This is a genomic window from Alkalibacillus haloalkaliphilus (genome assembly GCF_007991275.1).
Taxonomy (GTDB): domain Bacteria; phylum Bacillota; class Bacilli; order Bacillales; family Alkalibacillaceae; genus Alkalibacillus; species Alkalibacillus haloalkaliphilus.
Genome location: NZ_BJYA01000018.1, coordinates 17,740 through 39,946, shown reverse-complemented (window position 1 = coordinate 39,946; position 22,207 = coordinate 17,740). Strand labels below are relative to the sequence as shown.

The window sequence follows — 22,207 nt, the reverse complement described above, 5'->3', positions numbered from 1 at the left end:
CATATCAATGGTTTTAGGCTAATGTTAATGATGTTACAACCATATAATTTATGCCGGGCATAATGTAGCTAGGTCAAACTAATGGTTGATTAATAGGTTTTATATAAATAGATTAGTCTATAAATAACAATTAAGTAACATTTTTTGAAGTAGTGACTTCAAATGCTACTCAATTAAAATTTCAAATTGATATGGACTTTGGTATTTACAAAAAAATGAGGTGATTATATGTATAAACCTTAATTCCACACCCTACTCAATCTTGTGAGGGATAAAAAAAGCAAAAAATTCATCTATTACTTAGAGGAGATGAGTAAATGGATTTGGACAAAAATATAAACTGCTTAGAGCTTTATGATGATAATCTTACAATGGGTAATTCCATAAATAGTTTCGCAGAATACAAGATGCGAATAAAACAAAAGGTATTAAAACCAAAATGTGAGTGTGATTCGCTACCAGAAGTAAAAAATAAACTGGCAGCTCTTTTTGGAGAGTCTGATTATACTGATACGCTCATTAGTCCTCAAAATTATGTAACGAAATATATGCGTTATTTTCATTCCGATTTGTTAGTCTACAATAGTTACTCTAATGATTATATTGTACCAAATATTTCAGGAGTGAAAAGGCAGATTTTTAGTTATCTAGAATTAGAAAAAGGAAAAATTAATAATCAGTCTGTGTGGGCATTCTTTATCAAAAACAAATTAGAAATCATGCAAAAAAGCGAACCAAAGGCATTTGATATAATGAGCGAATTTTTAGATGTAGTATATACCATACCTAATTTTAGTAGCATATGTGAAGGTTTTAATATGGGAAGATCTAATGAAAAGACCAATGATAATTTTCTAATCGCTTTATATCATATAAAGGATTACTTCGATAAACGAAGAGAGGGACGTTCAAATTTAGAACTTCGTGATGTTTTGGCAGAGTTTTTGGATGCTAATATAGTCAATGGAAAAGAAAAACTAACTCAGGATGAAGTTATTAGCAGAGCGCAAGATTGGCTAAACAAATATTCTAGTTTTGAAAGGTTTGTTTATATATATAAATTGCAAGTTTTTTTGGATTCCAATTATGAGCCAGTAACGTTATGGCCTGGAATATATGAAGGTGTACTACTTCCACCAAAGGAAGATTTTTTAAGTAGTATCGATTTTTTAACTAAAGCAATAAAGGATAGAGGAAGGTTATTGCTGTAGCTTGAGAGGAACCCTAATATAGAATGATGACTAAGGCTGCTAGCGACTAAATGAAAATTTATCTATTGGAAATCAAAGGTGAACTAAAATGCCAATAATTTATTCTATTAGTGATATCCACGGTTGTTATGAACCGATGATTGACGCTTTGCGTTTAGTAGATTTAGATTCTAATAAGAATAACAAGCTAATTTTATTAGGAGATTATGTGGATGGTGGAACGGAAAGCTGTAAAGTACTTTACTATGTAAAGGAACTTGAAGAAAAGTACCCTAAGCAAGTGATCATTCTTTTGGGAAATCACGATAAGATGTTCATTGATTGGTATACTTCCATCACAGACGAGTTACAATGGCTTTCTCATGACGTTAATCTACTTACTATTAAAAGCTTCTTTACCAGTGAACAGTTTGAAATCATTGAAGACCAACCAGAACTAAGAAAAGGAAACTATTCTGAAATAAGTAAATATCTTATACAGGAAATTAGAAGTCATCATTCAGAATTATTGAATTGGCTTTCTGAAAAAAGTAAGTTTTCTCCCTTTTATGAAACGGAGAATCAGATTTATGTTCATGCAGGTATCTGTGAAGAAGATGAAGTATTTTGGAAACATGCAACTAGGCCAGATGAGTTTTTTTGGAAATACCCAGCTGAAACAGGTACTTTTTTTAAAGATATTATTGCCGGTCATATTTCATCGGTAGAGGTAGCAGAGGATAAAAGTTATCACGGGAGAGTTTTTTGGGACGGGCAAAGTCACTATTTTATTGATGGCGATACAGTGAAGAGTAAAGTAGTTCCTTTACTTAAATATAATTCATCGACTGGAAAATATTCAAGTTATATGAAGAAAAGCGATGGGGGATGGAAAGAATATCAAATAATAAAGGGTAAGTGAGTCATACTCAATAATAATGCCTGTCCTACTGTAATATATTATCTCATTGCCAAGTTAATTATAAAAAGAAATTAAGTAATATTAAGTTATCTTAGACTTAATGAAAATTAATAAATTAATCCTTTTTGAGGTTAACTAAGTCAATTAAGTCAAAGATAATTTTTTATAACGTATAAAATTAAGGTGAGACACTACAAAGTCCCTTTTGCATTAATTTTGCACCCTGACACAAGAAAACGTTGTTATATTGGTAAATAATCAAAAGTTATAATTCCCTCCGAAGGAATTAACTATTAAAAAGGGGACGGGCTTATAAAATATTGAATGCAGTTTCAAAAGAAGCTGGTATTGAAGAAATAGGTATGCATACTTTAAGAAAAACATTTGGCTATCACTTTTACCAAAGGACGAAAGATGTTGAACTTCTACAAGATATTTTTAATCATTCAGCACCATCAATAACTCTTAGATATATTGTTAATAAAATTTTCGCGGTAATTTAAGGAGGAAGTAAAATGAAACATGAATTAGTGGATTATAGACTTGGGGGGTGGTGTTATTATGGTAAAAATAATAGTCAAAGCCCAGCGTTTAAAAAAACTGATAATATAGGTAAATTTATGACCTATGGAAAAGGAGATCTTTCTAACGAACTGCAAGAATTAATACTAAAAGCAATCAAACAAGGTGTCACACCGTTAGTTAAGCATAATGACCTTGAAATGCTTGGTTTTAATCCACGTTCAACAGATGGTTCATGGGTGGTTATTTGGTATTCAAATGACGAAAGAGAGAATCTAAAGAGTTTAGCTAATTTTTTGATCGATCATGAGTTAGTACCTAAAACCAAGTCTAGTAGATATTATAATATCTCATTTAAATATGACAATGAAACTCGAAATGATGAATACGGCGAACAATTTAAACCGTCAATAAAATTGGAGGATTTAATGGATTTAAATACAGGGGAATTTTATTAAATTATAATGAATTAAAATTAAAATAGTTTATGCAAAATTCACACAAAAAGAACCTTGAACACTAATGAAACAGTGTTCAAGGTATAATATTTTAGTCTGCTCGGAGCGCCATTAATTAATATGTAAGGTTAATAGGATTGGTACTTTATATAAAGAGTAATTGTAACTGAAATAACTGTTCTTTTTAAACATTATAAAAAGGGTAATGAGGGGAGAGGAATTATGTTTTATTTTAAGCTTAATGATGATTCTGAATTACGCTTGTTAGAACCCAGGAATGCGGAAAAATTATTTTTGTTAATTGATAAATCAAGGTATTATCTTAGGGAATGGCTTTCTTGGGTTGATTCTACAGAAAAGGTTAGTGATTCAGAAGATTTTATCAGAGATTCTTTAAATCAATTAGGTAATGATAATGGTTTTCAAGCTGGATGATGCATATTGTTCTAAGACATTATTACTCTGAAGAGTAAACTTACAACCTTTGATAAGTTGCTAATTGACTTAGGTATCATGGGCATTACATAAGGGTTAAATCAGGTTTAAGTCAAATAAGTCAGTGAAAAGAATTATTATCTATATATAAATTAGCCTTATACTAATGAAGAATTTTATTTTGATCTTTTTTACACTGAATTTACACTGTATATGTAAAGAAAGTTGATACAATGGGTTTTATAAGTATTTTAATCATCCCTTCGAGGGCGTTATTCTATAAACAGGTGTTCATCTCTATGCTAGCAGATTCGGAATTGGAACAGATGCTCATGTCCCTTCCCGTCATTCCACCCTCTCAATCTTAGAAACTACAATCTCATCATTATTGTCATAATGGTATTCTACTTGGTAAATAACATCCTCATTATTCTCATCATAGATCTCTAACACATTAACAAAATGAAAGCTGTAACTTCGAATGTAACTGCTCAGTTCAGAAACTTCGTCAAAACTGACTTCCTCACTATGTTCAACTAGGTCCTCACTAACTAACAAATCTTCAAGCAATTGACCTGAAGTTTGTGTTTTTTGAGTTTCTATATAGAACAAAGTGGTTAAGGTTATAACTAATATTGTTAGAATTATAATGACGATTGAGCTTTTGTTTTTAGTTAACATAACGATCCCCAGACTCCCTTAAGTTATTTATTTACATTTTGTGCTAAACTTATGAAATTGTAAAGTTCCTTTGATACCAATAACATTTTGATATATGTTTAATAGAATTAACTAATGGAACACATGAATAGTCATCTAAATCATAGGATGATATACTTTTCTTAACTTCGAAAGGTAGGAATCATTATGAACGACAAAAAATCCATCATCTACTTTTACACGAAAAACAACTGCAAACTTTGCGAAGACGTCAAACAGCTGCTACAAATTTTACAAATGGATTATCAGTTCACGATTGTTGAACAAAACATTTATAAGAACGACACTCTCTTAGAGAAGTACTTTTTACACATTCCAGTTGTAAAAGCGGGCGATATGGAGATCTCGGCTGAAGAGATTTCTTTTGCGACGTTAGAGCAATTTCTACAAGAACATTTAACTTAAATGATTGCTAAATGTTCTTGTTTTTGCTAATCTTTATGTAGAATATTTTTTTGACATGGGTGGGACATTTTTTGACTAACTAATGGTCGTTAAGTGTCCGTGAATAGTTGTTGTCTGTTTGAACATGCTTTGTCTTAAATAAGTGTGACTGTCTTGTGGGAAGGTGATGTGTCTTTGCATCGAATATTTGAGTTTCAACAAAAGTTAGTTCCAGACTTATTACGTAAAATGGATGCTCGTTATAACGTTTTAAAGGCGATTTCTGATACTGAGCCTGTTGGGCGTCGAGCTTTAGCAGAACGGTTAAATAAAACGGAACGCCAAATTCGTAGTGAAATAGAATTTCTAGATGAACATGAGTTAGTGAAAGTCACTTCAAGAGGGATGTATGTCACATCTGAAGGCAGAGGGATTATCGACAGCTATCACCAAATGTTAAAAGAAGGTTCAGATTTAAATTATATGGAACGACAACTCGTTCAAAAGCTACCTGTTAACCAAGTGAAAGTAGTTCCAGGAGATGCTGATCAATCAAAAGAAGTTAAGCAACTACTAGGTAAAGAAGCGGCTGAGTTATTAATTTATTCATTCAAGGATGAACCTGTCGTTACCGTAACGGGTGGTTCGACGACAGCTGCTGTCGCTGAACACGTGCAACCTGTTGAAGGGGCGCGTCCAGTATTCGTCCCAGCAAGAGGTGGACTCGGTGACTTACATGAGTATCAAGCCAATTCGATTTGCGTCAAAATGGCGGAAAATGCGAATGGTCAGTATCGCTTATTATATGTTCCAGACTCAATTGGTGAAGAATTACATGCGAAAATGCAAGAAGAGCCAACGATCTTGGAAGTAATGGACTTAATGAATCAAGCCGATTTTGTCATTCATGGAGTTGGTGATGCTTTAACGATGGCGAATAGGCGTAAAACATCTGAATCAACTGTAGAAAAAATTGTCGAAAATGATGCAGTTGGAGAATCTTTTGGTTATTACTTTGACAAAAACGGGAAAACTGTACACAGAGTGAATTCGATTGGGCTATCAATTGATCAGTTAAAAGGAAATAGCCAGTTCATAACGGTTGCAGGCGGTTACTCGAAACGTGATGCCATTTCTGCTTATTTGAAATGGGGAGAAAGTGATGTATTAGTGATTGATGAAGCGATTGCTCGTCATTTACTTCAATAATATATAAATCAAGATTTAATATAGGAGGCATTTATTATGACAGTAAAATTAGGAATTAACGGTTTTGGAAGAATTGGTCGACGCGTATTCCGTGCGGCTCTAAATAACGACAATGTTGAAGTGGTTGCAATTAACGACTTAACGGATGCAAATATGCTAGCACACTTATTAAAGTACGACTCAGTACATGGTCAATTAGCAGAAGACGTAGAAGTTAACGGTGACAATATTGTCGTAGGTGGAAAAGAGATCAATGTTATGTCTGAGCGTGACCCTGCAAACTTAGGTTGGGGTGACCAAGGTGTTGATATCGTGATTGAATCAACTGGTCTATTCACGAAGCGTGAAGATGCTCAAAAGCACGTTGATGCAGGTGCTAAGAAAGTTATTATTTCAGCTCCAGCTAAGCAAGAAGACTTAACAGTTGTAATGGGTGTTAACCATGAAGATTACAATAAAGACGAGCACACAATCGTTTCAAACGCTTCTTGTACAACGAACTGCTTAGCGCCAGTTGCGAAAGTGTTAAGTGACAAGTTTGGACTAAACCGCGGTATTATGACGACAGTACACGCGTATACGAACGACCAACAAATTCTAGACTTACCACACAAAGACTACCGTCGTGCACGTGCAGCTGGTGAGAACATTATCCCAACATCTACTGGTGCAGCAGAAGTAGTCGGTAAAGTACTTCCAGAAGTTGATGGTAAGTTAACAGGTATGGCAATGCGTGTACCAACGCCAAACGTATCTTTAGTTGACTTAACTGCAGAACTAGGCAAAGATGTAACGGTTGAAGAAGTAAACGAAGCACTAAGAGCATCAGCTGAAGGTGAACTAAAAGGTATTCTTGGATACAGTGACTTACAATTAGTATCAACGGACTATAATGGTGATCCTCATTCTTCTGTAGTTGATGGTGATTCAACATTAGTTATGGAAGATAACATGGTTAAAGTTGTTACTTGGTATGACAATGAGTCTGGCTACTCCAACCGTTGTGTTGATTTAGCTGTTTATATGGCAGAGCAAGGCCTATAAAAAATTGAAGATTTATGACGAATCTTTAGTTTCATTATTGAAGGACTTGTTCTAAAATAGGAGGAGGGACTGATTATGTCCCTCCTTAAATTTAGCGTTGGAGGTATTCGAGTGAAACGAAAAATGAATTTACGAGATGTTGAATTACAAGGTAAACGTGTATTTTGTCGTGTGGATTTTAACGTCCCTATGTCAAACGGTGAAATCTCAGATGATACACGCATTCAAGCAGCACTACCAACGATTATGTACTTAATTCAGAATGGTGCAAAAGTGATTTTAGCGAGTCATTTAGGTCGACCAGACGGAAAGCCTGATGATGAGTTGCGCTTAGATCCAATTGCACAACATTTAAGCAATTACTTAGAACAACCTGTATTTAAAACAGATGATGTATATAGTGAAGATGTCGAAAACGCTGTTAGTGAACTAGAGAATGGTGACGTTTTACTATTAGAAAACGTCCGTTTCGAACCAGGTGAGAAGAAAAATGATGAAACGTTAGCAAAACAGTTTGCTTCTTTAGCAGACGTTTATGTTAATGATGCGTTTGGAGCAGCGCACCGTGCACATGCTTCAACAGAAGGTATTGCTCACCATGTTCCTGTAGCTGTTTCAGGCTATTTATTAGAAAAAGAAATCGAAGTATTAGGTAAAGCATTAGAAAATCCAGACCGTCCATTTACTGCGATTATCGGTGGAGCAAAGGTAAAAGATAAGATTGGCGTTATTGATCATTTACTTGACCGTGTCGATCACTTATTAATCGGTGGCGGACTATCTTATACGTTTATTAAAGCTTTAGGCCACGATGTTGGTAAGTCTTTACTTGAAGAAGATAAAATTGACTTAGCGAAAAGCTTTATTGATCAAGCAGCTGAAAAAGGTGTATCAATCCATTTACCAATTGATGTAACGGTCGCAGATGATTTTTCTCACGAGGCCAATACGAAAGTTGTGCCAATTGAAGAGATCCCGAGTGACTGGGAAGGTTTAGATATTGGTAGCGAGACAGTAGAGAACTTTAGCCAAGTCATTAAAGACTCAAAACTCGTCATTTGGAATGGACCGATGGGTGTATTCGAATATGACATTTTCGCAAACGGAACGAAAAGTGTTGCCAAAGCGTTAGCTGAAACAGAAGGCTTCACTGTCATTGGTGGAGGCGATTCAGCTTCTGCGGTTGAGAAGTTCGACTATGCTGAGCAAATGGACCACATTTCAACAGGTGGTGGTGCATCATTAGAGTTTATGGAAGGTAAAGTCTTACCAGGTGTTGCAGCACTTAACGAATTAGACGAAGAGGTGAAATAATGCGTAAACCAATTATTGCAGGAAACTGGAAGATGCATAAGTTAGCTGGAGAAGGCGCTAGATTTTTAATGGATTTGCGTGAGAAATTACCAGAAGCAGAGAAGGTTGATACAGTCGTCTGTTCACCTTACATTCATTTACCATTATTAACAGAAGCAGCGCGTGACTTCCCTGTTTCAGTTGGCGCTCAAAACATGCACTTTGAAGATAGCGGTGCTTTTACAGGTGAAGTAAGTCCTGAAATGTTAAAAGATATTTTAGTGGAGTATGTCATCATCGGTCATTCAGAACGTCGTGAAATGTTCGGTGAGACGGATGAATCAGTTAATAAGAAAACGAGAGCTTCATTCAACCATGGACTAACGCCAATTGTTTGTGTTGGTGAATCATTAGAACAACGTGAAAACAATGAGACATTCACATTTGTTGAACAGCAAGTGAAAAATGGCTTAGACGGGGTAACTGAAGAGCAGTTAAAACAAGTTGTCATTGCCTATGAGCCAATTTGGGCAATTGGTACAGGAAAAACAGCTACGAGCGAAGAAGCGAATGACGTATGTGCACACATTCGCCAAGTGCTAAAAGATACGTATTCAGAAGACGTAGCGCAAGCTGTTCGTATTCAGTATGGTGGTAGTGTTAAGCCAGCGAACATCGATGAGCTATTAAGCAAGTCTGATATTGATGGTGCTTTAGTTGGTGGCGCTAGTTTAGAAGAAGATTCATTCTTGAAGTTAGTGGAGGCTGGTGCGAATGCCTAACCAACCGATTACAGCTTTAATCATCTTAGACGGTTATGCAATACGCGATGAAGCGTTCGGCAATGCGATTAAACAAGCGCATACGGAAAACTTTGACCGTTATTCGAATCAGTACCCACACACTTCATTAAAAGCATCAGGTGAAGCAGTCGGCTTACCTGAAGGGCAAATGGGTAACTCAGAAGTCGGTCATTTAAATATTGGTGCTGGACGTGTTGTTTATCAAAACTTAACCCGTATTAACTTAGCGATTAAAAATCGTGAGTTTCATCAAAATGAGAGCCTTAAAAATGCAGCTAATCATGTCAAAGAAACAAACGGCGCTTGGCACATTTTTGGTTTATTATCTGATGGTGGCGTACACAGTCATGAACAACACATTCATGCGATGTTAGAAACAGCTAAACAACAAGACGTTCAAGATGTTTATGTCCATGCCTTTTTAGATGGTCGTGACGTTGGTCCAAAAACAGCTGTAACGTATTTAAAGCGTTTAGATGAAAAGATGAACGAAATCGGCATTGGAAAACTCGCATCGGTTTCTGGACGTTATTATGCAATGGATCGAGATAAGCGTTGGGAACGTGTTGAAAAAGCATTCCGCGCTATTCGTACCGGCGATGCACCTAGAGTTAAAGATGCTGTTAAAGCAGTTGAGGCATCTTACAATGAAGAAGTTGTCGATGAGTTTGTTGAACCGTTCGTCTTAAGCGAAGATGGCGAAACACCTGTTGCGCAAGTTAATGATGGTGACGCGATTTTATTTGCCAACTTCCGTCCTGACCGTGCCCAACAATTAACAGATGTGTTCGTTAATAATCGCTTACAGGATTTCGAAGGTGATTATGATCCAATTGACCGTATTCATATGGTAACGATGACGCAATATAGTGATGAGCTCGATGTCGATGTCGCTTATCCGCCAAATACACCAGAAGATACAATTGGTGAAGTCATCTCTAAAAACGGATTAACGCAACTTCGTATTGCTGAAACTGAAAAGTATCCTCACGTCACTTATTTTATGAATGGCGGTTTAGAGCAAACTTTCAAAGGTGAAGATCGAATTTTAATCGATTCACCGAAAGTGGCTACTTATGACCTTAAGCCTGAAATGAGTGCTTACGAAGTGACGGATGCATTGCTTGAAAGGTTCAATGAGGATCCACCAAACTTAACCATTTTAAACTTTGCAAACCCTGACATGGTCGGGCACTCAGGTAAACTTCAACCGACGATTGAAGCGGTTGAAGCAGTAGATAAATGTTTAGGTAAAGTCGTCGATCAAATCATTGAACTTGGTGGTACAGCGATTATTACTGCAGATCACGGTAATTCAGATGAAGTGTTAAATGAAGATGGAAGCCCAATGACTGCGCATACGGTTAACCCAGTTCCAGTCATTGTTACAAAAGAGGGAGTAGAGCTACGTGAGGATGGCGTCTTAGGCGACCTTGCTCCAACAGCTTTACAACTATTAAATGTTGAACAACCAGAAGCGATGACAGGACAGTCATTAATCAAAAAGTAAATCAAACTAAGGAGTGAAGACAATGCCTTACATTTTAGATGTATACGCACGTGAAGTTTTAGACTCAAGAGGTAATCCAACAGTAGAAGTAGAAGTAGTAACTGAATCAGGTGCTTTCGGTAAAGCAATGGTACCAAGTGGTGCTTCAACAGGTGAATACGAAGCGGTTGAACTACGCGACGGTGACAAGGGCCGTTACTTAGGTAAAGGTGTCGAAACAGCTGTAGAGAACGTAAACGAAATTATCGCACCTGAATTAGTTGGTTTTGACGCAACTGAACAATTAATTATTGACCAAGCGTTAATTGAACTAGATGGTACGGAAAACAAAGGCCGCCTAGGTGCAAACGCAATTTTAGGTGTATCAATGGCTGTCGCACATGCAGCAGCTGACTTTAGTGGCACACCATTATATAAATATTTAGGTGGGTTCTCAGCACACACACTACCAACACCGATGATGAACATTTTAAACGGTGGAGAGCATGCGGATAACAACGTCGATATTCAAGAGTTTATGATCATGCCTGTTACTGCACCGACTTTTAAAGAAGCACTTCGCCAAGGTGCGGAAATTTTCCACGCACTGAAAAAAGTATTAAAAGACAAAGGCTACAACACAGCAGTTGGTGATGAAGGTGGCTTTGCTCCGAACTTAAAATCTAATGAAGAAGCATTAGAAACGATTGTAGAAGCAGTAGAAGCAGCTGGCTATACAATTGATAAGGATATTAAATTAGCAATGGACGTTGCCGCTTCAGAAATTTATAAAGACGGCAAGTACGAACTAAAAGGTGAAGGTGTTACGCGTACAGCAGAAGAAATGGTTAACTGGTATGAAGAGCTAGTTAATAAGTTCCCAATTGTCAGTATTGAAGATGGCTTAGATGAAAATGACTGGGACGGCTTTAAACTATTAACAGAACGTATTGGTGATCGCGTTCAGTTAGTAGGAGACGACTTATTCGTAACAAACACGAAGAAGTTAGAAGAAGGTATTCAAAAAGGTATTGGTAACTCGATTTTAATTAAAGTGAACCAAATCGGTACGTTAACAGAAACATTTGAAGCAATTGAAATGGCGAAACGTGCAGGCTATACAGCTGTCATCTCTCACCGTTCTGGTGAAACGGAGGATGCAACAATTGCTGATATTGCTGTTGCGACAAATGCTGGGCAAATTAAGACAGGTGCTCCTTCACGTACAGATCGTGTCGCTAAATATAATCAATTACTACGTATTGAAGATGATCTAATGACAACAGCGTTCTATGCTGGTCAAACAGCATTTTACAACTTGAAATAAACTAAATGATTTGATTGAGTTTGATCCCTAGGATGTTCAATTCTAGGGATTAATTTTTTCCAATTGTAAAAACTAATTCCCAAATGAGCATTTTCAATATATAATCGAAAACACATAAAAAACTATTTTATAAATTAGAAAGCGATCACATAACAATATAGTAACTTTCTTAGGGGGGAATACAGATGAAAGGTAACTTAACGAAGCAAATAATTATTGCGTTAATTTTAGGTTTGGCTGTCGGTCTAGGTATGAATATATTTTTACCAGACTTATTTGAACCTGTTGATACGTACTTATTCGCACCTTTAGGTGATATTTTCTTACGCTTAATTCAGATGATGGTAGTACCTATTGTATTTATATCAATTGTGTTAGGTACAGCTGGTTTAGGTGATCCCAAAAAGTTAGGAAGAATTGGTGGTAAGACTGTTGGTTTCTTCTTAATCTCAACGACAATTGCATTGACACTCGCGATGTCAGTCGCTTTAGTTGTTCAACCTGGTGAACCAGGTATTATTGATAATGTTGAAGCAGAGGGTGGTTTTGAAGCGGAAGAAGCTCCTTCTGTCGTTGATACACTAGTAAATATCATTCCGACTAACCCAATCGATGCAATGGTTCAAGGTGAAATGTTACAAATCATCTTTTTCTCTATTTTTGTCGGTTTCGGTTTGGCATTATTAAGTAAGAAAACAGATCGTATCCACAAGTTATTTGATCAAGCATTTGAACTTGTGATGTTCTTAATTACGATTATTATGTACACAGCCCCATTTGGTGCATTTGGTTTAATTGCATCAGCTGTCGGTGGAGCAGGAATCGATGCTATTGGTGCAATGGCTGAATACTTCTTCGTTGTGCTATTTGTCTTATTATTACATGCGGTACTCACATATGGAGCTGTTGTTAAATTCTTAGCCAAGAAAAACCCAATCTGGTTCTTCAAAAACTTTGCACCAGTAATGAGTGTTGCCTTTGGTACAGCAAGTAGTGGTGCTACATTACCAGTATCGATGAGCACAGCTCAAAAACGTTTAGGTGTGCGTGAATCTGTTAGTGGTTTCGTACAGCCAATTGGTGCCACGATTAACATGGACGGTACTGCAATTATGCAAGGTGTTGCAACCGTGTTTATCGCGCAAGTTTATGCTCAAAGTTTAACATTTACTGAAATGATTACAGTTGTGTTAATTGCCGTATTAGCTTCAATCGGTACTGCAGGTGTTCCTGGTGTCGGTCTAATTATGTTAGCGATGGTATTAGACCAAGTTGGATTGCCAGTAGAAGCGATTGGTTTAATCTTAGGTGTCGACCGTTTACTTGATATGACACGAACAGCTGTTAACGTAACAGGCGATGCTGCTTGTGCATTATGGGTTAATGAAACAGAAGAAGATACAGAAGAAGACGATCGACCTTCTGTTAGTCAAAGCTAATAGTTTAGCTATTTAGTTAAAATTAGCTTGAAATTGTTCTGAAAAGTGTGCTACATTAATGTTATGGAATTGTGCGCACGCAATAGGAGGTCATAGCTATGTATGGAGTTCTAGCTACTATTTTATTTCTTAATACGATTGCGTTAATTACGGTTGTATTACTTCAACAAGGTAAGAGTGCTGGTTTATCTGGAGCGATTTCAGGTGGAGCTGAACATCTTTTCGGAAAACAGAAAGCACGCGGCATGGATGCCATTTTACACCGTGTAACCGTTGTATTAGGTGTATCATTCATGGTTGTTACATTTTTATTAGGTTATATCGTAACGTAAAAATAAACGTTAAGAGAACAGTAAGTGCTACACTTACTGTTCTTTTATGTTTTATAACGATGGAAAATAAAGGAATAATATTGTGTGAATGACAAAATGATTAAACCCTATTTAATTGGGGAAACGTAACAGAGAGTAGAGTAGAAAGGGAGAAAGACAGAGATGAAAATTAAAGAACCAAAACCATTTACATTCGAAGCAGGAAATCGAGCAGTTTTATTATTACATGGATTTACTGGCCATTCAGCTGATGTTCGTATGCTTGGCCGTTATTTAGAAAAGCAAGGATATACAAGTCATGCACCAATTTACCGAGGACACGGTAAACCACCAGAAGAACTTACTAAAGCTACAGCGAAAGAATGGTGGGAAGATGTTGAAGCTGCTTATGATCATTTAAAAGAGTTAGGCTATGATGAAATTGCGGTTGCTGGTTTATCACTAGGTGGCGTTTTGTCATTAAAACTAGCGATGAATAGGCCTATTAAAGGTGTAATTCCAATATGTACGCCGATCTTCTTTGATAATAAAGAAGAGCTTTCAGCAGGTTTTCGTTTTAAAGCAAAAGAATATAAGCAATTACAGCAAAAGGATAAAGAAACAATCGAGCAAGAAGTAAACGAGTTAATGGAAGAATCAGATGACACATTTGATTCATTAGCCAACTTGATTAACTCTGTACGAGAAGACTTAGATACAATTTATGCGCCAACGTATGTATTACAAGCAGAAGAAGATGAAATGATTAATAAAGATAGTGCTAACTATATTTATGACAATGTTGAATGTGATGAAAAAGATTTAAAATGGTATGAGGGGGCTCCTCACGTCATTACATTAAGTGATTACAAAGATCAAGTACATGTTGATGTTCATCAGTACTTAGAAAAGCTAGATTGGTCTGAATAAATGGTTTTACTTGAGGTGATATAATATGGACTTTGAACAAATGAAACAAAGGTTAGAACAATTTTTCACAGAAGAGGCAACAAAACCGTTAAGCGTCGAAGAAGTACAAGCAACACTAGAAATTACGGACAGTGATGAACTCATTCAGTTGATGAAAGCTTTAAATAGCTTAGAAGATGACGGTACGTTAATTCGTAACCGTAATGAATTGTATGGTTTACCTGAAAAAATGAACTTAATTCGTGGACGTATCCAAATGCATGCGAAAGGGTTTGCCTTTTTAATTCCAGAGGACGAGAACCATTCGGACATTTATATTCATCAATCTGATTTAATGTCAGCGATGAATGGTGATATTGTCCATGTCCGCGTTGAGAATGAATCATATGCAGGTAATCGTCCTGAAGGGATTGTTGTTAGAATTATTGAGCGTAACGACCAGCCAATTGTCGGTACTTACCAAGATAATGGGCGTTTTGGCTTCGTTATTGCAGATGATAAACGGATCCCTGGTGACATCTTCATTAAAGAAGGTAATGAAAATGGTGCCGTCGACGGTCATAAAGTCATTGTTAAGATTATTGAATATCCTAAAGGGGTTAGAAGTGCAGAAGGTGAAGTAGCCGAAATTCTTGGACACAAAAATGACCCAGGTATTGATATTTTAGCGATTATTCATAAACATGGCATTAAAGCCGAGTTTGATCATGAAACAATTGAACATGCAAATAGTATTCCAGAAACGATTGACGAATCTGACTTAGAAGGTCGTCGTGACTTGCGTGATAAACAGATCGTTACGATTGACGGTGCTGATGCGAAAGATTTAGATGATGCTGTGCGTGTTGAACAATTGGATAATGGCAACTTCTTATTAGGTGTTTACATTGCAGATGTGACAAACTACGTTAAAGAAGGCTCACCGATAGATAAGGAAGCGTTGGAACGTAGTACGAGTACGTATTTAACAGACCGAGTCATCCCGATGATTCCACACCGCTTATCAAACGGGATCTGTTCATTAAACCCACATGTCGACCGTTTAACGTTAGGGTGTGAGATGGAGATTGATGGTTCTGGTAAAGTCGTTAATCATGAAATTTTTGCAGCTGTCATTAAAACAGAAGAGCGCATGACTTATACAGACGTTAACTCTATTTTACAAGGTGATGAAGAAGTCCGAGAACGATATCAGTCACTTGTGCCAATGTTTGAACTGATGGCTACATTAGCTCAAACACTTCGTTTCAAACGTTCAGGCCGTGGGGCAATTGATTTTGACTTTAAAGAAGCAGAGATTGAAGTTGATGAAGAAGGTCAACCAACGGATGTTGTCTTGCGCGAACGTGGTGAAGCTGAGCGTTTAATTGAAGAATTTATGTTAATCGCCAATGAAACAATAGCCGAGCACTTCCATTGGATGGACGTGCCATTCATTCACCGTATTCACGAAGACCCAGACGCCGGTAAGTTGGAAAAGTTCTTTGAGTTTGTTGCCAACTTAGGTCATACAATAAAAGGAACAACAGATGACATTCATCCTAAAGCTTTACAAAACGTTTTAGATCAAGTCTCTGGAAGTAAAGAAGATTTAGTTGTATCAAAACTAATGTTACGCTCGATGCAACAAGCGAAATATTCACCTGAGAGCGTTGGTCACTTTGGACTAGCAACACAGTTTTACACTCATTTCACATCACCAATTAGACGTTATCCAGACTTAATCGTTCACAGATTAATTCGAACGTATCTAATAGAAGGTGACATTAGCAGTCAAACGACAAAGAAATGGGAAGAGAAGCTTCCAGACATAGCGCGACACACATCAGAAATGGAACGTCGCTCTGTGGATGCTGAACGTGAAACAGATGACCTTAAGAAAGCAGAATTCATGTCAGATAAAATTGGCGAGGAGTTCGATGGTCTTGTTAACTCTGTTACGAACTTCGGAATGTTCGTCGAGTTACCGAATACAGTTGAAGGTTTAGTACACGTTAGCTATTTAACAGATGACTATTACCATTATCACGAAAATGCTCAAGCGATGATCGGTGAGCGTACAGGTAATATCTTTAGAATTGGTGATGAAATAAAAGTACGCGTGATTGGTACAAATATTGAAGAACGCGTCGTCGATTTTGAAATCGTCGGGATGAAAGAACGTAAAAAGAAGAAAAAGACTTAAGGTAAAATGAGAGCATTGAGTTGGGGGCCAATTCAATGCTCTTTTATATGTTAAGTTAGCTGCTTAAGATGGTTAAGAAAGCCATTCACAATCTGGCTATACTTTTCATTAATCTCTTCTTCATTCACTGTTAATACTCTGCGATTTTTCATCACCCATTTACCGTCAACCATAACATGTTGGACTAAATCACTTTGCTCACCAAAAAGCATATTGTGAAGAGATGTTGAAAAATCGCCTTGATTCACTAAAGGTTCTAAAGAATTTTTGTTAATAAAAATTAAATCAGCTTTGTAGCCTTCTTGTATTTGACCAATCTCTTCATGAAGTCCATAAGCTTTAGCACCATTTACGGTTGCCATTTTGAAAATATCTTCAGCAGCATAGTTATTAACGGGCTGATTAATCTTCAACAAGTAATAAGTCAATTTCATCAAATCCCACATGTTAGTATGAGCAAAGTCAGTACCTAAACAAACATTAATATTTTTCTCTAACATCTTGTTAACATTTGCAACTCCAGCTCCGGTATCTAAATTTGATAACGGGCAATGAACGATGGAGCTTTCTTTTTGAGATACAACATCCAAATCCTCATTTGAAGCGTAAACGGTGTGGAAAAGTACTGTTTTTTCATCAAGTAAATTATGTTCATCATAAAGGTTAATACTGGATTTACCGAAGTTAGATTGAACTAAATTACTTCTCCATTCATTTTCTAGACAATGGGTCATCATAACAGGGTTATACTCAGCTTTTATCTCTTTAATTTTAAGTAGCTCTTCATTCGTTAGATCCTCTTCTTCTAAAAGATGAGAGCCGAATGAAATATTGTCATCTGTATGTTGAACGTAATCTCCAATGTCTTCATAAACGTCTATCATTCCACGAATACCAAGTTCATTCATCGCATCTTTTAATAAATGTGGTGCCTCTCCTGGGTCAGAATCACTGACAAAAGTGACCCCATGTTTAATCATATCCAAATAACTTTTTTGAGCTATATGTACAAAATCCTCTTCAGAAAGAACTTCATCTAAGTAATCAAAGAAAGCTTGTTGAACCTTTCCTTGTTCAGAATCATTACACCAATCTGGTAAAGCCATTTCTTTCATTAAACCTTTAGCTAATGAAGAGTAGCTATGAAAATGCCCATTTATTAACCCTGGGATTACAATGTAATCTTTACAGTCCATCATGTTATTGTGGCTATTAGGGTCAAATGAGATTTTACCATCAGTAATCTCAATATCTCGCGTTTTAAACTTCATGTTTTTATTTAAAAATGTTACGTTTTTCAAAATCACTTAGCATGCTCCTCGATTATTAATAGAATTCAAATATCTGTATTTTAACATGTAAAGTTTAATTGTCTAATGATTTTTAATCTTATTAAAATAATTAGAACTTCAAAAAAACCAGAACTTCCAAAGCAGAAGTTCTGGTTTAATGGTTCTATTTCCAGTACCCGTGTAAAATCCATGGGTCTTGGAATTTAAATGCATCGTCATTTGGTATTTTGTTACGTGTTTCATCTGGAAGGTCAAAACGAATATAAGTCTCATCACCATATTGCTTTTTAAATTCTTCAAGCTCTTCATATAAAGTCTTCATTAATCCTGGTTGTTCGAATAAGTCATCCCATAAATACACGACATGTGCATATTGATCGCGCTTTTGATCAAATTTCACAATAGCAAAACGATCTTGAGCTTCATTTTCAAAGAACGACCACATTTCAAGGTCTTCATCTTTAAAAAGTTCAGGACTCGTTGGGAATGGATAGTAAGCTTCTAGCGGGAAAATGACTGAATCATCATGTTGAATCGTATCAATCCATTTACGCTTTTCTTCTAACGTCTCAAGCTTCGTCCACACATCGCCAGTAGGTTCTGGCATTTTGCTTTGATCGACTAATACTGCTGGGTGAAGTAGCTCAAGTCTAGGTAGTTGTAATTTCTCTAACACACGTAAAGCTGGGAAGTTATGCAGCTGCGTATTAGCACCAACCCATTTAATTTGGTCGTCTTTTTTTAATTGTTCGATGATGTATTCAATAATCGTTGTGGCAAGACCGTTACCTAAATAACGTTGGTCACTTCTAAGGCGCCCAAGCATTCCGTACTGCCCTTTAAAGACAGAATAACCAGCAACTGAAACGAGTTGGTCATCCGAAAATAGACCGTATAATGCGTGTTCCTCACTCGTAATTAAACGTTCAAATATACGGACGACGTAATCGTCTTCAATGCCCGTTTGCATATTGGCGATCTTTTCTTCATCATTTATTGTTAAAGGTCTAATTTGAATGGTATCAATCATCTTAGCAGTTCCTCCCTTTATTTCGGTTCCCTAATTACATAGAATGCCATAAAAATGGTTTGACTGTCTATTATCCTGTACTAAAATTTTGAATTTAATGAGGAAATATTGTCGTAATTAGTCATCACAGTTTAAAAGCACCGTCTTTTTTGGTAAAATAACCTTTGCAGTGAGGAGGAAAGACCATGGCAAAAAAAGATCCAGGCGCCATTGCAACAAATCGAAAAGCAAGACATGACTTTCATATAGAAGAGACGTTTGAAGCAGGAATGGTTTTAAAAGGAACGGAAATTAAGTCCATTCGTGCAGGGCGTGTCAACTTGAAAGATTCATTCGCACGTGTTTATAAAGGTGAAGCTTACGTTCATAACTTGCACATCTCAGAGTACACTCAAGGTAATCAGTTTAACCATGAGCCGACAAGAGCTAGGAAGCTGCTCCTTCATCGTAAAGAGATCAACCAATTAATTGGCCAAACCCAACAAAAAGGTTACTCATTAGTACCACTAAAAATGTACATTAAAAATGGTGTGGCTAAGCTTTTAATTGGTATAGGTCGCGGTAAGAAGAAGTATGATAAGCGTGAAGACTTAAAACAAAAAGCGATGAAACGTGATGTTGAACGCGCGTTAAAAGATTATTAATACCAAACAATGACATTTTCAAAGTACTAATGCCATGTTATAATATGTATTACCAAATGATTTTGGTGAAGAAACATTCTTTTACTCGGGGATGTTTTGGATTCGACAGGGATAGGTCGAGCTTAAGTAGCGAGCCGAGGTGACGACTCGATAAACGTCATTTCAGTTAAATATAACTGGCAAACAAAACGATTTCGCTGTAGCTGCGTAAGCAGTGCTACAGGATCCTTCCTACCATCGCCCGTGTGGTAGATCGAAGGGTCTCAAATGAAGCGGGCTACGCAGAAGGCCACCGTCTGAGGTCTTCTGAAGAGACTAATCAGACTAGTCATTCCGAAGCCTGTCAGTAGGCTGAAGAATTGGCGAATGACAATATACTGACTACGCTCGTAGAAGCTTGAGTGGCGATATCTTTGGACGCGGGTTCGATTCCCGCCATCTCCATATTAAATATGGACTTAATATGAGAATCCCCCATAAAGTGTCTAATTGGACATTTTATGGGGGATTTTTAATTTGCAGTTCTTTTACAAAGGTGGTTTCAGCTTTTTGGATTTATACTTATCTTTTTACAAACACTAAGTCTAATACTATATAAGTTTACACGAAGAAAGGTAGGTTATACATTTTGGATGAATTATTGTTTCTAATCGCTTTTGTTGTATTGATTATAGGAACCTTTTATATACTCCATTATACAAAATCGAAAAAAGCAGAGTCTGAGCGAAAGCAAAAAGATCAATTTAAAAAGTGAATACTGTGAACTAAAAGTCTAGTACCCACAAAGTGTTGATGCAGCATTTTGTGGGTTGTTTTATATGATGTGTTAATTGAGTCGAACTCGATTTGACTAATGTGGTCAGGGGGAGTATACTTGTGTTAATTTTTAAATAACAGAAAATTACAATTTAGCCAAGAAGGAATGTTAGGAAGGATATTTAAAATGAATAACTTGAAAAGTCATCTACAGCAACTAGAGGAAAGCCATATTAACTTAGAAGTACGTAAAAGCAACGAACAACTTGATCATATACTAGCTGATGATTTTTTAGAAATAAGTAGTTCAGGCAAGATGTATGGTAAATAGGAATGTTTAGAAGATGGTGTTGTGTTAACAGAAATGACACTTCACAATTATGAAATTCGCCCTCTAGCTTCTGATGTTGTCTTATCGACATACTACATTATGGATCACACGCGAGGAAGAAAGACTTTACGTAGTTCGATCTGGAAGTATATCGATGACAGGTGGCAATTTTATTTTCATCAAGGGACGCTTACGGATTTAGAGTTAGAGGATTTAACATAAAGTTATCAAATACTAGGTAGTTCAGTTTAGGTGATCTTGGCAACAAGTATCTTAATTGAGCTACCTTTTCTTTAGTAAATAGAAAAAGAGGGTGATGTGTTTGTTTAAAAAGAATAAACAGAAAAAAGATATTAGTGATGAGGCTATACGTTTTGATGATTTATCTAGTTTAGATAAACATGTTAAAGATAAACAAATAATAGTTTTAGGTGAAAGTTCTCATGGAATAAATGATTATTATCGAACTAAGATCAATATCATTAAATATTTACATGAAGTACATAATTTTAGTCATGTTATATTCGAAAATGGTTTTTTAGAGTCAAGCTTAGGTACTGAAGTTTTTAATGATACAGAGATTGATCAGTTTATAAAAGAATTTAAGTTAGATATTTACCACAACGAAGAGATGTTGGAATTTTACAAGCAAAATTGGGTGAAAAGATTGAGGTTTTGGGGAATGGACGCTCAACCTGTTAAATACTCAGAGAAATTTATGAACTGGGTTATTTCTATAGCTCCTTGGGATATTGCAAAAAAGGTCATTGAAGCTGAAGAAATGTTTTTCAGTTTAGAATCTGAAAATGATGGTAAAAGAAAAAAATCAGCGGAAGATAAAGAAAAGCAAAAACATTGTGAGTTCTTATATGAAGAATTAATCAATCTATTACGTTCACAAAGTAATGAATTTTCAGTAGATCAGTTACATTTAAATATATTAATAAATGGCTTTAAGAATAGAATAGAGTGGTTGCAACTGATCAATTTAGGAGGTATTAAAGGTGGTAGTAAACGAGGAGAATTAATGTTCAATAATGTGAATTGGTTGAAAGAAAATATAATTCTCGATGAAAAAATAATTATTTGGGCACATAATTATCATATTAGAAAAAGTCAAACTACTAGTTCTAAATTATTAAACATAAGAAACTTAGGTCAATATTTAAATGGAAAATTCAAAAACAATATTTATACAATAGGGTTTTACGCAATTGATGGAAATTACTCAAACTTATTAAGAGAAGATAATGAAATAAAAATAACTAATAATAAACATTTAGAAAGACAGGTAGAGAATATAGTTGGAGGAAATACTTTTCTGGCCTTAAATAATGCGAATTGTTCGTTAAACAAGCGATGGTGGTTGTTGGAATCTGGATTAAAAAATCAACTGCCTATGTCAATTAACCCCTATAATCATTATGACGCATTAATAATTTTAAAAAATGTAAAAAAACCTAAGTATTTTTAATAAATATTGCTTTTGCAAT

General features: G+C 36.1%; 22 protein-coding genes, 1 other RNA gene and 1 pseudogene. 21 read left to right on the top strand and 3 right to left on the bottom strand.

The window, feature by feature from the left end; genetic code table 11:
• Positions 1 to 317: 317 nt before the first annotated feature.
• The 5 genes and pseudogenes from AHA02nite_RS12440 to AHA02nite_RS12420 all read left to right on the top strand — a co-directional run bounded on the left by AHA02nite_RS12440 (position 318) and on the right by AHA02nite_RS12420 (position 3,527).
• Positions 318 to 1,211: a hypothetical protein gene (locus AHA02nite_RS12440; RefSeq protein ID WP_146817773.1), complete on the top strand. Its 894-nt coding sequence runs from the start codon at positions 318 to 320 to the stop codon at positions 1,209 to 1,211.
• A gap of 88 nt (positions 1,212 to 1,299) precedes the next feature.
• Positions 1,300 to 2,112 (top strand): metallophosphoesterase, encoded by an 813-nt coding sequence (locus AHA02nite_RS12435; protein ID WP_146817771.1) that lies wholly within the window; start codon positions 1,300 to 1,302, stop codon positions 2,110 to 2,112.
• A gap of 293 nt (positions 2,113 to 2,405) precedes the next feature.
• Positions 2,406 to 2,615 (top strand): annotated as a pseudogene (locus AHA02nite_RS12430) (tyrosine-type recombinase/integrase); the annotation flags it as partial.
• 12 nt (positions 2,616 to 2,627) lie between these two features.
• On the top strand, positions 2,628 to 3,092 hold the full coding sequence (locus AHA02nite_RS12425; RefSeq protein ID WP_146817768.1) for a hypothetical protein: 465 nt from the start codon (positions 2,628 to 2,630) through the stop codon (positions 3,090 to 3,092).
• 222 nt (positions 3,093 to 3,314) lie between these two features.
• A complete protein-coding gene (locus AHA02nite_RS12420; RefSeq protein WP_146817766.1) occupies positions 3,315 to 3,527 on the top strand; it encodes a hypothetical protein in 213 nt (70 codons plus the stop codon).
• Positions 3,528 to 3,872: 345 nt separating this feature from the next.
• Here AHA02nite_RS12420 and AHA02nite_RS12415 read toward each other — a convergent pair whose 3' ends face one another.
• Positions 3,873 to 4,208 carry a hypothetical protein gene (locus AHA02nite_RS12415; protein WP_146817763.1) on the bottom strand — a complete coding sequence of 112 codons (336 nt, stop codon included), beginning with the start codon at positions 4,206 to 4,208 and terminating at the stop codon, positions 3,873 to 3,875.
• 186 nt (positions 4,209 to 4,394) lie between these two features.
• On the opposite strand from AHA02nite_RS12415, the gene AHA02nite_RS12410 reads away from it, so the two are divergent.
• The 11 genes from AHA02nite_RS12410 to rnr all read left to right on the top strand — a co-directional run bounded on the left by AHA02nite_RS12410 (position 4,395) and on the right by rnr (position 16,661).
• Positions 4,395 to 4,652, top strand: a complete 258-nt coding sequence (locus AHA02nite_RS12410) for a glutaredoxin family protein (RefSeq protein ID WP_146817761.1) — start codon at positions 4,395 to 4,397, stop codon at positions 4,650 to 4,652.
• Positions 4,653 to 4,826: 174 nt separating this feature from the next.
• Complete coding sequence (locus AHA02nite_RS12405) at positions 4,827 to 5,840, top strand: sugar-binding transcriptional regulator (RefSeq protein ID WP_146817759.1); 1,014 nt, start codon at positions 4,827 to 4,829, stop codon at positions 5,838 to 5,840.
• A 36-nt stretch (positions 5,841 to 5,876) separates the two neighbouring features.
• Positions 5,877 to 6,884, top strand: coding sequence for a type I glyceraldehyde-3-phosphate dehydrogenase (gene gap / locus AHA02nite_RS12400; protein ID WP_146817757.1), 1,008 nt, complete (start codon positions 5,877 to 5,879; stop codon positions 6,882 to 6,884).
• A 75-nt stretch (positions 6,885 to 6,959) separates the two neighbouring features.
• Complete coding sequence (locus tag AHA02nite_RS12395) at positions 6,960 to 8,198, top strand: phosphoglycerate kinase (protein WP_407642749.1); 1,239 nt, start codon at positions 6,960 to 6,962, stop codon at positions 8,196 to 8,198.
• Complete coding sequence (gene tpiA / locus AHA02nite_RS12390) at positions 8,198 to 8,959, top strand: triose-phosphate isomerase (RefSeq protein WP_146817755.1); 762 nt, start codon at positions 8,198 to 8,200, stop codon at positions 8,957 to 8,959. The genes AHA02nite_RS12395 and tpiA overlap by 1 nt, the downstream gene beginning before the upstream one ends.
• Positions 8,952 to 10,490, top strand: coding sequence for a 2,3-bisphosphoglycerate-independent phosphoglycerate mutase (gene gpmI, locus AHA02nite_RS12385; protein WP_146817753.1), 1,539 nt, complete (start codon positions 8,952 to 8,954; stop codon positions 10,488 to 10,490). Before tpiA ends, gpmI begins: the two co-directional genes overlap by 8 nt.
• 22 nt (positions 10,491 to 10,512) lie before the next feature.
• Positions 10,513 to 11,796 (top strand): phosphopyruvate hydratase, encoded by a 1,284-nt coding sequence (gene eno, locus AHA02nite_RS12380; RefSeq protein WP_146817751.1) that lies wholly within the window; start codon positions 10,513 to 10,515, stop codon positions 11,794 to 11,796.
• 185 nt (positions 11,797 to 11,981) lie between these two features.
• Positions 11,982 to 13,235 (top strand): dicarboxylate/amino acid:cation symporter, encoded by a 1,254-nt coding sequence (locus AHA02nite_RS12375; RefSeq protein WP_146817750.1) that lies wholly within the window; start codon positions 11,982 to 11,984, stop codon positions 13,233 to 13,235.
• Between the two features lie 98 nt (positions 13,236 to 13,333).
• A complete protein-coding gene (secG, locus tag AHA02nite_RS12370; RefSeq protein WP_146817749.1) occupies positions 13,334 to 13,567 on the top strand; it encodes a preprotein translocase subunit SecG in 234 nt (77 codons plus the stop codon).
• Positions 13,568 to 13,729: 162 nt separating this feature from the next.
• Positions 13,730 to 14,476 (top strand): alpha/beta hydrolase, encoded by a 747-nt coding sequence (locus AHA02nite_RS12365; RefSeq protein WP_146817748.1) that lies wholly within the window; start codon positions 13,730 to 13,732, stop codon positions 14,474 to 14,476.
• Between the two features lie 25 nt (positions 14,477 to 14,501).
• The gene (gene rnr / locus AHA02nite_RS12360; protein ID WP_146817747.1) at positions 14,502 to 16,661 is read left to right on the top strand and encodes a ribonuclease R; all 2,160 of its coding nucleotides are present in this window, start codon (positions 14,502 to 14,504) and stop codon (positions 16,659 to 16,661) included.
• Positions 16,662 to 16,711: 50 nt separating this feature from the next.
• On the opposite strand, the gene AHA02nite_RS12355 is transcribed toward rnr, so the two are convergent.
• On the bottom strand, positions 16,712 to 17,968 hold the full coding sequence (locus AHA02nite_RS12355; protein ID WP_146817746.1) for an amidohydrolase family protein: 1,257 nt from the start codon (positions 17,966 to 17,968) through the stop codon (positions 16,712 to 16,714).
• Positions 17,969 to 18,116: 148 nt separating this feature from the next.
• Positions 18,117 to 18,983 (bottom strand): GNAT family N-acetyltransferase, encoded by an 867-nt coding sequence (locus AHA02nite_RS12350; protein ID WP_146817744.1) that lies wholly within the window; start codon positions 18,981 to 18,983, stop codon positions 18,117 to 18,119.
• Between the two features lie 185 nt (positions 18,984 to 19,168).
• Here AHA02nite_RS12350 and smpB point away from each other — a divergent pair, with 185 nt between their 5' ends.
• From smpB to AHA02nite_RS12330, 5 genes are all read left to right on the top strand, one after another.
• A complete protein-coding gene (smpB, locus tag AHA02nite_RS12345) occupies positions 19,169 to 19,627 on the top strand; it encodes an SsrA-binding protein SmpB (protein ID WP_146817742.1) in 459 nt (152 codons plus the stop codon).
• Positions 19,628 to 19,714: 87 nt separating this feature from the next.
• Positions 19,715 to 20,074: a transfer-messenger RNA gene (gene ssrA, locus AHA02nite_RS12340) on the top strand.
• A gap of 496 nt (positions 20,075 to 20,570) precedes the next feature.
• On the top strand, positions 20,571 to 20,714 hold the full coding sequence (locus tag AHA02nite_RS15480; protein WP_407642748.1) for a hypothetical protein: 144 nt from the start codon (positions 20,571 to 20,573) through the stop codon (positions 20,712 to 20,714).
• Positions 20,715 to 20,735: 21 nt separating this feature from the next.
• A complete protein-coding gene (locus tag AHA02nite_RS15475; RefSeq protein WP_407642747.1) occupies positions 20,736 to 20,936 on the top strand; it encodes a hypothetical protein in 201 nt (66 codons plus the stop codon).
• Positions 20,937 to 21,036: 100 nt separating this feature from the next.
• Entirely contained in the window at positions 21,037 to 22,188 is a 1,152-nt protein-coding gene (locus AHA02nite_RS12330) for an erythromycin esterase family protein (protein WP_170236099.1), read from the top strand.
• Positions 22,189 to 22,207: the final 19 nt, after the last annotated feature.

What these genes read in the sequence shown, in the direction of transcription:
- eno (WP_146817751.1), top strand. Translation starts at nt 10,513, where the DNA reads ATGCCTTACATTTTAGATGTATACGCACGTGAAGTTTTAGACTCAAGA.
- AHA02nite_RS12395 (WP_407642749.1), top strand. Translation starts at nt 6,960, where the DNA reads ATGTCCCTCCTTAAATTTAGCGTTGGAGGTATTCGAGTGAAACGAAAA.
- AHA02nite_RS12375 (WP_146817750.1), top strand. Translation starts at nt 11,982, where the DNA reads ATGAAAGGTAACTTAACGAAGCAAATAATTATTGCGTTAATTTTAGGT.
- AHA02nite_RS12350 (WP_146817744.1), bottom strand. Translation starts at nt 18,983, where the DNA reads ATGATTGATACCATTCAAATTAGACCTTTAACAATAAATGATGAAGAA.
- AHA02nite_RS12440 (WP_146817773.1), top strand. Translation starts at nt 318, where the DNA reads ATGGATTTGGACAAAAATATAAACTGCTTAGAGCTTTATGATGATAAT.
- AHA02nite_RS12415 (WP_146817763.1), bottom strand. Translation starts at nt 4,208, where the DNA reads ATGTTAACTAAAAACAAAAGCTCAATCGTCATTATAATTCTAACAATA.
- AHA02nite_RS12365 (WP_146817748.1), top strand. Translation starts at nt 13,730, where the DNA reads ATGAAAATTAAAGAACCAAAACCATTTACATTCGAAGCAGGAAATCGA.
- rnr (WP_146817747.1), top strand. Translation starts at nt 14,502, where the DNA reads ATGGACTTTGAACAAATGAAACAAAGGTTAGAACAATTTTTCACAGAA.
- AHA02nite_RS12425 (WP_146817768.1), top strand. Translation starts at nt 2,628, where the DNA reads ATGAAACATGAATTAGTGGATTATAGACTTGGGGGGTGGTGTTATTAT.
- secG (WP_146817749.1), top strand. Translation starts at nt 13,334, where the DNA reads ATGTATGGAGTTCTAGCTACTATTTTATTTCTTAATACGATTGCGTTA.
- gap (WP_146817757.1), top strand. Translation starts at nt 5,877, where the DNA reads ATGACAGTAAAATTAGGAATTAACGGTTTTGGAAGAATTGGTCGACGC.
- AHA02nite_RS15480 (WP_407642748.1), top strand. Translation starts at nt 20,571, where the DNA reads ATGAATAACTTGAAAAGTCATCTACAGCAACTAGAGGAAAGCCATATT.
- gpmI (WP_146817753.1), top strand. Translation starts at nt 8,952, where the DNA reads ATGCCTAACCAACCGATTACAGCTTTAATCATCTTAGACGGTTATGCA.
- AHA02nite_RS12420 (WP_146817766.1), top strand. Translation starts at nt 3,315, where the DNA reads ATGTTTTATTTTAAGCTTAATGATGATTCTGAATTACGCTTGTTAGAA.
- smpB (WP_146817742.1), top strand. Translation starts at nt 19,169, where the DNA reads ATGGCAAAAAAAGATCCAGGCGCCATTGCAACAAATCGAAAAGCAAGA.
- tpiA (WP_146817755.1), top strand. Translation starts at nt 8,198, where the DNA reads ATGCGTAAACCAATTATTGCAGGAAACTGGAAGATGCATAAGTTAGCT.
- AHA02nite_RS12410 (WP_146817761.1), top strand. Translation starts at nt 4,395, where the DNA reads ATGAACGACAAAAAATCCATCATCTACTTTTACACGAAAAACAACTGC.
- AHA02nite_RS12435 (WP_146817771.1), top strand. Translation starts at nt 1,300, where the DNA reads ATGCCAATAATTTATTCTATTAGTGATATCCACGGTTGTTATGAACCG.